Genomic DNA, 12,031 nt, shown 5'->3' with positions numbered 1-12,031 from the left:
GAGGAGGGGGAGGGGGCGGGGGAGAGCCGGCGCTTCCCGCGACCGGCGGCTTCCCGCGGCCAGCGCCGTACGCGGCGGCATCGCGTTGTCAGTGGCTCGTGCGAGCATGGCTGTGGATTGAGGAAGGACCACGGCGGGGGAGCCGATGAGACTGGTGTGGGGCGCTGCCAAGGGGCAGTTGACGGTGTGTGGGCGGGCGGCGCGATCGGTGCCGGCGCGGGTGGCCCGAGTGGTCCGAGTGGCCCGGGCGGTTGGTGGACGGGCCATCAGGTCAGGACGTTCTCGCTCAGTCCTCGGCCGGAGGGATCTCGCCCGAGCCACGGGCGATCAGACGGGTGGGGATCTCCGTACGGCGCGGCGGGTCCTCGATGCCGTCGAGGCGACGGAAGAGCAGCCCGGCGGCCGTTCGGCCCATGTGCGCCGGGTCCTGGGCGACGACCGTGATCGCGGGCCGGACGAGATCGGCCAGCTCGAAGTCGTCGAAGCCCACGAGCGCGACCGGGCGCGGGCGTTCACCGAGGACGCGTACGGCGGTGACGGTGACCCGGTTGTTGCCCGCGAAGAGCGCGGTCACCGGCTCTGGGGCATCCAGCATCGTGGTGGCGGCGGCGCGTACGCGGTCGGGTGCGGTGGAGCCGAGCGCCACCCAGGAATCGTCGACGGGCAGTCCGGCCGCGGCCATCGCCGCGCGATAGCCGCGCAGCCGCTCCCGTGCGGTGTGGATCCGCGGCTGGTCGCCGATGAAGCCGATCCGGCGGTGGCCGTGCGCGATGAGATGGGCCACCGCGTCCTGGGCGCCGCCGAAGTTGTCGGAGAGCACGGTGTCCGCGTCGATCCGGCCGGCCGGGCGGTCCACGAACACCGTCGCTATCCCGGCCGTGATCTCCGGCTCCAGATAGCGGTGGTCGTCGGCGGCCGGGATGATGACCAGTCCGTCCACCCGTCGCGCGCACAGCGCCAGCACCAACTCCTGTTCACGGGAAGGGTCCTCGGCGCTGGAGCCATTGATCAGCAGCGCTCCGTGGCTGCGCGCGACTTCCTCGACGGCGCGGTTGAGCGGGCCGTAGAAGGGGTCGGCGAGATCCTCCAGCACCAGACCGATGCTGGCCGTGCGCCCCTTGCGCAGAATCCGGGCGGAGTCGTTGCGGCGAAATCCCAGGGCGGTGATGGCTTCCTGGACCCGTCGCTCGGTGTCCGGGGTCACGCCCGGTTCGCCGTTGACCACGCGGGAGACCGTCTTGAGTCCGACGCCGGCGCGTGCCGCGACATCCTTCATCGTGGGCCGGGTGCCATAGCGGCGGGACGTGCCCCGCGCGGTGTCGGTCACGGTGTGCGGTCCTGTTTCTCTCGGCGTCCAGGTGTGGCGTCGAGCATAGCCTCTAGACAACGTTGTCAATCAACGGAAGACTGGCGTTCTCACGCCGGGCCGATACCCCCGGTTTCCCGGGCCCACCAGGAGATTCATCACTGATGCAGACGGACCTCAGCGCAGCGCTGGACATTGGCGGCACCAAGATCGCCGGCGCTCTGGTGGACACCCACGGCAGGCTGATCGTGCGGGCGGCCCGGCCCACCCCCGCTGACAAGGACGGGGCGACCGTGATGCGTGCGGTGGCCGAGGTCGTCGGTGAGCTGGCCGCGGGGCCGGAGTGGGCGCGGGTGGCGGCCGTCGGTATCGGCAGTGCGGGCCCGGTGAACGCGGCCTCCGGCACCGTCAGCCCGGTCAACATCCCCGGCTGGCGCGAGTTCCCGCTCGTCGCGGGGGTGCAGGCGCTCGTCGGGGAGCGCCCGGTCGTGCTGGTCGGTGACGGCGTCGCGATGACCGCGGCCGAGCACTGGCAGGGCGCCGCGCGCGGCCACGCGAATGCGCTGTGCATGGTGGTCTCCACCGGAGTCGGCGGCGGACTCGTGCTCAACGGCCGGTTGCATCCGGGCCCCACGGGGAACGCCGGGCACATCGGACACATCAGCGTCGACCTCGACGGTGACCCCTGTCCGTGCGGCGCCCGCGGCTGTGTGGAGCGGATTGCCAGCGGCCCCAACATCGCCCGCCGGGCGCTGGCCCACGGCTGGCAGCCGGGCCCCGATGGTGACGCCAGCGCGGCGGCCGTCGCGGCCGCCGCGCGGGCCGGGGACCCGGTCGCCCGCCGTTCCTTCGAGCGGGCTGCCCAGGCGCTGGCCGCCGGGATAGCCGCCACCGCCACGCTCGTCGAGATCGATATCGCGGTCATCGGCGGGGGAGTTGCGGGCGCGGGGGAGGTCCTCTTCGCTCCCTTGCGGGCGGCTCTGCGGGACTACGCGACGCTGTCGTTCATCTCCGGGCTGACGGTCGTCCCCGCCCAGATGGGTACGGACGCCGGGGTGGTGGGAGCCGCCGCGGCCGCCGCCCAGCAGTCCCGTCTCGAAGCCTTCGTTCCGGCACCCTGACCAGCCGTTCTGGCGAGGCGCGCTGTCCGCATGGCGGGGTGCTGGGTGCATTCCGGCGAGTGGTGCCCGGCCAACGAAGCCGGGCGGGCCCTCCGGCCCGCCCGGCAGCAACCCGGCTGTCAGCAGCTGAACTTGGCGTCCGCCCAGTCGGCGTGGTCGTAGTCGATGCCGTCCCCGCCGTCGGTCGCGACGAGCCGGACGGTCTGCGCTCCGGTGATTTCGGCGCTGACCGCTGTGGCCGCGTCCGCGCCGGTCACCGTGGCGGTCCTGGCGACCCGCTTGCCGTCGGCCCACACCTCGAAGCCCACCGAGCCCCGGTCACCGGCCTCGTCGTCGACGCCGACCTGGGCACGGAACACGGAGCACCGTCCGCCCGTGTAGAAGCTCACCGCGCTGGCGGCATGGGCACCCACGCCCCGTGCGAAGCCCGTGCCGCCGATACTGAGCGGTCTGCCGTCCCCCGCCGCACGCTCCCCGACGCTGGTGTTCTTCTCGACCGGGCCCCAGCCGTTGGTGGCGGTGAGCCAGGGCAGTTCGGCGGCGTACGAGGTCCCGGACGGCGGTGGCACCACGACATGAGCCGTGCCGGGCAGTGTCGTGGTGGCCCGTTCGCCGCTCGGTGAGCGGTATCCGGCGGTGAGCGGCAGATCGTAGGCGCCGGGCGGGGTGCCGGCCGGTGCGGTGATCTTCCAGCGGGTGGTGAATGTGTTCCCGCCGGGCAGCGCGCGGGCCGTCGCCGGCGAGGCCGCCTTGAGCTGCCAGCCACGCGGGGCCTTGAGCGTCACCTGGAGGTTCCTGGCGGGGGTGCCGCCCAGATTGCGGACGGTCGAGCGGAGGTCGGCGGCGGTGCCGGCCTCGGCCAGCGGGGTGCGGTCGAGACCGGTCTCGACGGCCGGCGGGTAGCCGGCCCAGTGCGGGTCGGCGGAGATCCGGTAGACGACGGTGCCGTGCGCCGGAACGGTCGCGGAGACGGTGCCCGTGGTGTGGGTGTCCCGGTGCCGCCACAGATCACGCAGGCGGTACCCGGCGGCCTGCGGAAGGCCCGCCTTCGCGGCTGTGGTGGAGATCCGCTGCGGCTCGTCGGTCTCGTTGAACAGCGCCACCGCGCGGTCGCCGCCCGCCAGTTGCCTGACCAGCGTCCAGCGGCCGGACTCGGACGCCAGCACCGTGGCCGGTTTGCCCAGTGCGTCCTGGTCGACGGCGATGATGTCCTTGTTGGCCAGGATCGTGAAGGTCTCCGGGGTGGCTTTGCGCAGATCGGAGCCGATCAGCAGGGGGGCGGCCATCATCGACCACAGTGAGAAGTGGCTGCGGTACTCGGTGTCCGTCATCCCGCCGTTGCCGACCTCCAGCATGTCCGGGTCGTTCCAGTGCCCGGGTCCGGCGTGCGGCGCGAGCGGCAGATTCTGCTTCGCGATCCCGAGCATGCTCGCCCATGAGTCACTGATGTCGCCGGTGGTGCGCCACAGATGCCCTACGTCGGACGCCCACTCCCAGGGCTTGTTCTCGCCCCATTCGCAGATGCTGTAGACGATGGGCCGTCCGGTGGCCTTGAGCGCGTCCCGCATGGTGCGGTACCGCTGCTTGGCGTCCACGCCGAGGTTATTGCAGTTGTCGTACTTGAGGTAGTCCACGCCCCAGTCGGCGAACTGCTGGGCATCGGACGTCTCGTGCCCCAGGCCGCCGGGAAATCCGGCCGGGTTGCAGGTTTTGATGCCGGCGCTCGTATAGATGCCGAACTTCAGGCCCTTGGCATGCACATAGTCGGCAACTGCCTTGATGCCGTGCGGGAAACGCCGGGGGTCGGGCACGAGCTTGCCCTCCCCGTCGCGGGTGGGCAGCGCCCAGCAGTCGTCGAGATTGACGTACTGGTAGCCGGCAGCCTTGAGTCCCTTGCTGACGAAGAGATCGGCGATGCCCTTGACCATCTCCTCGTTGAACTCCGCCCGGCACTCTGTGGAGTTCCAGTTGTTGAAGCCCATCGGGGGCGTCTTGGCGAGCCCGCCGGGAAGCCGGGGCGCGGGGGTGGTGCCGCTGCTGTGAGCGGTGCCGGGGCCCGGGGCATCGGGCGTACGGGCCGCGGCGGGCAGGGCGGTCACCCCTGCCGTACACAGCAGTGCGGCGGACAGCGCTCCGACGATTCTTCGGTGACCTCGCCGGTGGGTGGTGCGGATGTGAACGCGCATGCTTCGCGTCCTCCGTCTTCACGAGAGGTGTGGTGGGGTCGCGACCGTTCGCTGGCGAGTGTTTACGGTAGAGCTTGTTGGAGTCTGTTGGAAGAGGGGTGATGGTGGTTCCTCTGTCACCCCCAAAGTCCGTGACGTTCCCCGCCGTTCGGGACGAGATCCCGCCACGTGCGTTTGGTTATGTTTGGTTCCGCCTGCTCGCCTCTGGCTCGGCCCTCTGCTTGCCCCGAGCGGACCGGTTCGCTCATCGCCGCCCCCCGGCGCGCCGCTCACTGGTGTCTCGCGTAGCCGCGCGCCCCGCGAGCTCGATCTCCGCCGTCCTCGCGGCGGTCTGACGTCATGCGAGGTACGACTTCCTCGCGGTGGTGCGTCCTCGCGTGCAGCTCGCCTTTCCTCTGGCTGTCCCTGGTTCTCCCGCTTTCTCCGCCTCTGCATCCGTCCCTACGCCTGTATCCGTGTCCGTGTCCGTATCCGTACCCGCATCCGTGTCCGCGTCCGTGTCCGCGTCCATATGCGTCTCCGTCTCCGTCTCCGTATGTGCATCCGCACCTGCGTCTGCATCCTGGAGAATTCCCTGCGGGCCCCGCCCCCAGGAATTCCTGATGGTCGCAAATCAGCGGCGGAGAAGGTGTGTCCGGATGCAGTACCGGCAGGTCACTCTCCCTCCGTACGTCTTCCGTTCACTCGTCGACCCGGCGGCCAAGCAATTCCCCTGGAACGGCAACAACTTCCGCCCAGGGCAGGGCCTTTCCCTTCAGCGGGGCAAACTCCGGACACCTTGGCCCCGAAAATCATGCGCGGCCGGTGCACCACCGATGACAGAGATCACCGGGCACAGCACACTGCGTACCGCGCACCGGCCACCGCACCGCGCACCGCGTTCTCGACGCATGTGCCGCCCGCGAGCCCCATATTCCGCTCCTCATTCCGCTTCTCCCACGGCATTTCCTCGCCGGCCCGGCCCTTGAGGCGGGCAAAGTGTGGTGGACCGTGCGGAACCGGCCGCCGGTCGTCCACGGACCGCCGTCATATGCGCGCCGCCTGGGCCGACGGGGCGGGAATCCGGTATGCGGGGGAGGGTTTCGGTTCTGGAGGGGCTGGGGAGCGCTTGTTTGCCGGGGGCTTCGTGGCGGGGATGCGGTGACCGGCATCCTCCGCGCGGTGCATTTCGCGATCGGCTCGTCCACGGGTGCGCGAAGTCTCCCTGGCCGCGCCGTTGGTCGAATGCGCAACGTTCCCGGTCCTGTGCGCGGCCCCTGGCCCGGACTTTCCGTGGCAGGGTGTGCCGGGCAACTCACCTGGGTCTAGGGAAGAGGGGAAACCGTGATCGTCTGGCTGAACGGCACGTTCGGTGCGGGCAAGACCACTGCGGCTCAAGAATTGCTCGACCTGCTTCCCGGAAGCACGCTCTACGACCCCGAACTCCTCGGCAGCGGACTGCGGTTGATGCTGCCGGCCAAGCGGTTCGAGGAGATCGACGACTATCAGGACCTGCCGGCCTGGCGGCGCTTGGTCGTGGACACCGCCGCGGCACTGCTCACCGAAGTGCCGGGCCCGCTGATCACGCCCATGACGCTGCTGCGGCAGGAGTACCGCGACGAGATCTTCGGCGCCCTCGCGGCCCGCCGGATTCCCGTACGGCACGTGCTGCTGCATGCGGAGGAAACGATCCTGCGGGCCCGAATAGCCCACCGTGCGGACGCCGCCGAGGACACCGAGGCCACCGAAGCCGCCGCGTCGACGCGCCGGTGGAGCCTGGAACACCTGGGCCCGTACGCCGATGCCCTGCCCTGGCTCCAGGGCGACGCCCACGTCGTCGACACCACCCGGCTCACGCCCCGGCAGACCGCCGAGCGGGTCGCCGAGGCCGTACGCACCGGCGCCGGCGCCTGCGACATCGTGCAGACCCCCGAACCGACCGCCGAGACGCTCGCGGCCGGGGTGCTGCTCTTCGACGACCAGGACCGGGTGCTGCTCGTCGACCCGACCTACAAGGCCGGCTGGGAATTCCCCGGCGGCATCGTGGAGCGCGGGGAGGCACCCGTCCACGCCGGAGTACGGGAGGTCGCCGAGGAGCTCGGCATCGAACTGCCCCGTGCGCCCCGGCTGCTCGTCCTGGACTGGGAAGCCCCCAAACCGCCCGGCTTCGGCGGTATGCGGCTGCTCTACGACGGCGGCACCCTGACCGACGACCGGATCAGCAAGCTGCTGCTGCCCGGCTCCGAACTGCGCGAATGGCGCTTCGTCACCGAGACCGAGGCCGAGAAGATGCTGCCGCCGGTGCGCTGGAACCGGCTGCGCTGGGCGCTGCGCGCCCGCGAACAAGGCTGTCCGCTCCACCTGGAGGCGGGTGTCCCCGTCGGCTGACGCACCGTCGGAGGATCGGGCGCCGCGCCCCGGCCCGGCCGCGGCGCCCGTCCGTCCCGGCGGGCCTCAGGACCTCAGGCGCGGCTCTTCGCGTACTCGCCCAGGAACAGCGCCTCCGCCAGCGAGAGCCGTTCCAGCTCCTGCGGCGAGACGCTCTCGTTGACCGCGTGGATCTGCGCCTCCGGTTCGCTCAGCCCGATGAGCAGGATCTCCGCGTCCGGGTAGAGCCCGGCCAGGGTGTTGCACAGCGGGATCGAGCCGCCCATGCCGGAGGTCTGCATCTCCTCGCCGTCGTACGCCTCCTGGAGCGCCGCCGCCATCGACGCATACGCCGGGCTGCTGGTGTCCGCGCGGAACGCCTGCCCCTGCCCGACCTGCTCGACCGCGACCCGCGCACCCCACGGAGCGGCGCCCTCCAGATGCGCGGCCAGCAGCTTCGTCGCCTCGGCCGCGTCCGTGCCCGGCGGCACCCGCAGGCTCACCAGCGCCCGCGCACCCGCCTGGACGGACGGCGTGGCACCGACCACCGGCGGGCAGTCGATGCCGAGCACCGTGACGGCCGGCCGCGCCCAGATCCGGTCCGCGACCGTGCCGCTGCCGAGCAGCCCGACCCCGTCCAGGACCTTGGCGTCCTTGCGGAAGTCGGCTTCCGGGTAGGCAAGGCCGTCCCAGGTGGCGTCGGCGGTCAGGCCCCGTACCGTCGTCGAACCGTCCTCGGCGCGCAGCGAGTCCAGGATCCGGATCAGCGCCGCCAGTGCGTCGGGGGCCGCGCCGCCGAACTGGCCGGAGTGCAGATTGCCCTCCAGGGTGTCGACCTGGACCCGGACGAGCGTCATGCCGCGCAGCGTCGCGGTCACCGTCGGCAGCCCGACCCGGAAGTTACCGGTGTCGCCGATGACGATGGCATCGGCGGCCAGCAGATCGGGGTGCGCCTCGGCGTAGCGCTCCAGACCGCCGGTGCCCTGCTCCTCGGAACCCTCCACGATCACCTTGACGTTGACCGGCACCCCGCCGTGCTCCTTCAGCGCGCGCAGCGCCGTCAGATGCATGATCAGGCCGCCCTTGCAGTCGGCGGCCCCGCGGCCGTACCAGCGGCCGTCGCGCTCGGTCAGCTCGAACGGCGGGGAGACCCAGGCGGCCTCGTCCAGCGGAGGCTGCACGTCGTAGTGCGCGTACAGCAGGACCGTCGGGGCACCGGCCGGGCCGGGCAGGTAGCCGTACACGGACTGGGTGCCGTCGGGGGTGTCCAGCAGCGCCACGTCCTGGAAGCCGTCCGCCCGCAGCGCCTCGACGACCCACCGGGCCGCCGCCTCGCACTCGCTCCGGGGGAACTGGGCCGGATCTGCCACCGACTTGAAGGCCACCAGCTCGGCCAGTTCGGTCCTGGCACGCGGCTGCAGCGCGGCGACGGTGTGTGCGAGCGGACTGTCAGTCATGGAACGCTCCTGGTGGGCGCGGCGTTGTGCGTACGGGCCGTCCGGACCTTGTGAGCCGGACGGGCCGGACGTACGGACATCAGTGCCCCCGATCTTCCCACAGGCCCCGCACACAACAGCGGCCCGTAGGATGCGGGCGGGACGCGCAGCCAGCTATGGAACGGGAGCAGACGCACAGGTGAGCAGCGAGCGGGCAGCGGAGGACAACGAGCAGGTGTGGGACGTCGTGGTGGTGGGCGCGGGGCCTGCGGGCGCCTCGGCGGCGCATGCCGCGGCGTGTACGGGACGCCGGGTGTTGCTGCTGGAGAAAGCGGACCTCCCGCGCTACAAGACCTGTGGCGGCGGCATCATCGGCCCCTCGCGGGATTCCCTGCCGCCCGGCTTCGACCTGCCGTTGCGCGACCGGGTGCATGCGGTGACGTTCTCGCTGAACGGCCGGCTCACCCGCACCCGCCGCTCCAAGAACATGCTGTTCGGGCTGATCAACCGGCCCGAGTTCGATGCCCGGCTGGTCGCGTCGGCCCAGGACGCGGGCGCCACGGTCCGCACCGGTGTCACGGTCGCGCGGGTGGAACAGCACGGCGCCGAGGTACCGGACCGGCGGACCGTCGCGGTGGTGCTGGGCGACGGCGAGGTGGTGCTGGCGCGTGCCGTGGTCGGCGCGGACGGCAGCGCGGGCCGTATAGGGGGGCATGTCGGGGTCAAGGTCGACCAGGTCGACCTGGGCCTGGAGGCGGAGATTCCGGTGCCGGAGCCGGTCGCGGAGGACTGGGCGGGCCGGGTGCTCATCGACTGGGGGCCGATCCCCGGCAGTTACGGCTGGGTGTTCCCCAAGGGCGACACCCTCACCGTGGGCGTCATCTCCGCACGTGGTGAGGGCGCGGCGACCAAGCGCTACCTGGAGGACTTCATCGGCCGGCTGGGCCTGGCCGGTTTCGAACCGAGCATCTCCTCGGGGCATCTGACGCGTTGCCGCGCCGATGACTCGCCGCTGTCCCGCGGCCGGGTGCTGGTGTGCGGGGACGCGGCCGGGCTGCTGGAGCCGTGGACCCGGGAGGGCATCTCCTTCGCCCTGCGGTCCGGGCGGCTCGCGGGGGAGTGGGCGGTACGGGTATCCGAGGCGCACGACGCGGTGGACGCCCGCCGCCAGGCCCTCAATTACGCCTTCGCCATCAAGGCCGGCCTCGGGGTGGAGATGGGCGTGGGGCGCCGGATGCTCCAGGTCTTCACCCGCCGCCCCGGCCTGCTGCACGCGGCGATCACGGGCTTCCGTCCCGCCTGGCACGCCTTCGCGAAGATCACCCGCGGGACGACCACGCTGGCCGAGATCGTCCGCACCCGCCCGGTGGCGCGGCGGGCGCTGGAGGCGATGGACCGGGGGTGAGGGGCGGCCCGTGGCCCTGTGGCCAGGCGTCGCCGGACGGGGCGGGCGTACGGCCCTCGTCGCGCTCTGGGCAGCCGGGCGGCCGGGCGGCCGGACGGTGATGGTCCCCCCTGCCGTCCCCCTCGTCCTCCCGGCGGTAGGCCGTACTACCTGGAGAGTACGGCCGGCCCCTGCGCCGGGCTGACGCCGGTAGGCCCCGTCGCGGTCTAGCGTGACCGTATGGAGAACGCACGGCCGACGTGGGTGCGGCGCTGCTTCGGGCCGCGGTGGGCGCGGTGGCCGGTGGTCACGCCCGGGGAGGGGTGGGGCCGGCCCGGCACCCGGCTGCCCTGGATCTCGACGCTGGTCGTGGCGGTCGCCGTGACGGTGGGCTCGGGCTTCGCCGGGCACAAGCAGCCCGGCCGCGTCCCGGTGGACTCCCTCGCCCGGGCCCTTCTGATCGGCGGCGCGGCCCTGCTGCTCTTCCGGCACCGTTACCCGCGCGCCGTCGCCCTCGGCACCGCCGCCGTCACCGCCGTCTACCTTGCGGCCGGCTATCCGTACGGGCCGGTCTTCCTCATCCTCGCGCTCGGCGCGTTCTCGGCAGTGGTCGCCGGGCACCGCACGGTCGCCTGGTGCGCGCTGGGCGGGGTGTGGGTCTCCCATGTGCTGGTCGCCCACTGGCTCTACCGCCTGCTGCCCCCGCACAAGGGGCCCGGCTCCTGGGACCAGGAACTGCTCGCCCTCGTCTGGGTGGTGGCCGTGATGGCCCTCTCCGAGCTGGTACGGGTGCGCCGTGAACAGCTGGCCAAGGCAGGTGCGGAGCGGGCCGCCGCGGAGCGGCGCCGGGCGGACGAGGAGCGGCTGCGGATCGCCCGGGAGCTGCATGACGTACTCGCCCACAGCATCTCCGTCATCAACGTCCAGGCGGGCGTGGGCCTGGCGCTGCTCGACCAGGACCCGGAGCAGGCGCGGACCGCGCTGACCACCATCAAGGACGCCAGCAAGGAGGCGCTGGGCGAGGTGCGCCAGGTCCTCGGCACCCTGCGCACCCCGGGCGACGCGCCGCGCTCCCCGGCTCCCGGACTCGACCGGCTGCCCGAACTCACCGAGCAGGCACGGCGCGCCGGTCTCGCCGTGGACATCGGCACCGAGGGCGCCCGGGTCGCCCTGGCGCCCGGGACCGATCTGGCCGCCTTCCGCATCGTGCAGGAGGCGCTCACCAACATCGTCCGGCACTCCGGCTCGCGCACCGCCCGGGTGCTGCTCCGCTACCTCCCCGGGGCGCTGGAGATCCGGGTCGACGACGACGGACCGGCGACCTCCGGTGCGGGCGAGCCGTCCGGTGGCGGCAACGGTCTGATCGGGATGCGGGAGCGGGCGGCCGCCCTGGGGGGCACCGTCGAGGCGGGTCCCCGCCCGGACGGCGGTTTCCGGGTCCGGGCGCGCATCCCGCTGGCCGGGACGCCGGGCCCCGGCCGGGCCGCGGACGCGGATACGGTGACCCCGGCCGCCACCGAGGAGGAGTCGTGATCCGGGTACTGCTCGCCGACGACCAGCTGCTGGTCCGGGCCGGATTCAAGGCGCTGCTGGACGCCCAGCCCGATATCGGGGTGGTCGCCGAGGCCGCGGACGGGGAGCAGGCGCTGGCCGCCGTCCGCGAACACCGCCCGGACATCGTCCTGATGGACATCCGGATGCCGGTGGTGGACGGCCTGGCCGCCACCCGCCGGATCACCGGGGACCCGCGGCTGGCGGAGGTGAAGGTCGTCATGCTGACCACCTTCGAGCTGGACGAGTACGTCTTCGAGGCGCTCCGCTCCGGGGCCTCCGGCTTCCTGGTCAAGGACACCGAACCGGACGAGCTGCTGCGGGCCGTGCGTGCGGTCGTCGCCGGCGACGCGCTGCTCTCACCCGGTGTCACCCGCCGTCTGATCGCGGAGTTCGCGGCCCGCTCCAAGGAGCCGGCCGCGGCCGGTGCGCTGTCCGAACTGACCGAGCGGGAGCGGGAGGTGATGGCGCTGGTCGGCATCGGCCTGTCCAACGACGAGATCGCCCGCCGGCTGGTCGTCAGCCCGCTCACCGCCAAGACGCATGTCAGCCGCACGATGGTGAAACTGGGCGCCCGTGACCGTGCCCAACTGGTCGTCCTGGCCTACGAGTCGGGGTTGGTGCGGCCCGGCTGGCTGGGCTGACGGCGGGCGAGGGGGCGGCGGCGTTGCGGGCAGGTGCCTCCCTGCTCGGATGCTGCC

The 12,031-nt window shown here is 72.4% G+C and carries 8 protein-coding genes; 5 read left to right on the top strand and 3 right to left on the bottom strand.

All coding sequences use genetic code 11. From position 1 onward, the window contains the following. Window positions 1–286: 286 nt before the first annotated feature. Window positions 287–1,327 (bottom strand): LacI family DNA-binding transcriptional regulator, encoded by a 1,041-nt coding sequence (locus EST54_RS21520; RefSeq protein ID WP_129249312.1) that lies wholly within the window; start codon window positions 1,325–1,327, stop codon window positions 287–289. Between the two features lie 143 nt (window positions 1,328–1,470). On the opposite strand from EST54_RS21520, the gene EST54_RS21515 reads away from it, so the two are divergent. Further along, window positions 1,471–2,427, top strand: a complete 957-nt coding sequence (locus EST54_RS21515) for an ROK family protein (RefSeq protein ID WP_129249311.1) — start codon at window positions 1,471–1,473, stop codon at window positions 2,425–2,427. 119 nt (window positions 2,428–2,546) lie between these two features. On the opposite strand, the gene EST54_RS21510 is transcribed toward EST54_RS21515, so the two are convergent. Further along, on the bottom strand, window positions 2,547–4,613 hold the full coding sequence (locus EST54_RS21510) for an NPCBM/NEW2 domain-containing protein (protein ID WP_174857487.1): 2,067 nt from the start codon (window positions 4,611–4,613) through the stop codon (window positions 2,547–2,549). 1,323 nt (window positions 4,614–5,936) lie between these two features. On the opposite strand from EST54_RS21510, the gene EST54_RS21505 reads away from it, so the two are divergent. Continuing rightward, entirely contained in the window at window positions 5,937–6,980 is a 1,044-nt protein-coding gene (locus EST54_RS21505; protein WP_129249309.1) for an NUDIX hydrolase, read from the top strand. A gap of 74 nt (window positions 6,981–7,054) precedes the next feature. Here EST54_RS21505 and EST54_RS21500 read toward each other — a convergent pair whose 3' ends face one another. Beyond that, window positions 7,055–8,416, bottom strand: coding sequence for a dipeptidase (locus tag EST54_RS21500; RefSeq protein ID WP_129249307.1), 1,362 nt, complete (start codon window positions 8,414–8,416; stop codon window positions 7,055–7,057). Window positions 8,417–8,594: 178 nt separating this feature from the next. Here EST54_RS21500 and EST54_RS21495 point away from each other — a divergent pair, with 178 nt between their 5' ends. From EST54_RS21495 to EST54_RS21485, 3 genes are all read left to right on the top strand, one after another. Beyond that, on the top strand, window positions 8,595–9,800 hold the full coding sequence (locus tag EST54_RS21495; RefSeq protein WP_129249305.1) for a geranylgeranyl reductase family protein: 1,206 nt from the start codon (window positions 8,595–8,597) through the stop codon (window positions 9,798–9,800). 219 nt (window positions 9,801–10,019) lie between these two features. After that, window positions 10,020–11,312 carry a sensor histidine kinase gene (locus tag EST54_RS21490; protein WP_129249304.1) on the top strand — a complete coding sequence of 431 codons (1,293 nt, stop codon included), beginning with the start codon at window positions 10,020–10,022 and terminating at the stop codon, window positions 11,310–11,312. After that, window positions 11,309–11,974, top strand: coding sequence for a response regulator (locus EST54_RS21485; RefSeq protein WP_129249302.1), 666 nt, complete (start codon window positions 11,309–11,311; stop codon window positions 11,972–11,974). The genes EST54_RS21490 and EST54_RS21485 overlap by 4 nt, the downstream gene beginning before the upstream one ends. Window positions 11,975–12,031 lie beyond the last annotated feature (57 nt).

It is taken from the genome of Streptomyces sioyaensis (assembly GCF_004122735.1).
In the GTDB taxonomy this organism is placed as follows: Bacteria; Actinomycetota; Actinomycetes; order Streptomycetales; family Streptomycetaceae; genus Streptomyces; species Streptomyces sioyaensis.
This window is presented reverse-complemented; position numbering and strand designations above follow the sequence as displayed.

What these genes read in the sequence shown, in the direction of transcription:
- EST54_RS21500 (WP_129249307.1), bottom strand. Translation starts at nt 8,416, where the DNA reads ATGACTGACAGTCCGCTCGCACACACCGTCGCCGCGCTGCAGCCGCGT.
- EST54_RS21515 (WP_129249311.1), top strand. Translation starts at nt 1,471, where the DNA reads ATGCAGACGGACCTCAGCGCAGCGCTGGACATTGGCGGCACCAAGATC.
- EST54_RS21490 (WP_129249304.1), top strand. Translation starts at nt 10,020, where the DNA reads ATGGAGAACGCACGGCCGACGTGGGTGCGGCGCTGCTTCGGGCCGCGG.
- EST54_RS21510 (WP_174857487.1), bottom strand. Translation starts at nt 4,613, where the DNA reads ATGCGCGTTCACATCCGCACCACCCACCGGCGAGGTCACCGAAGAATC.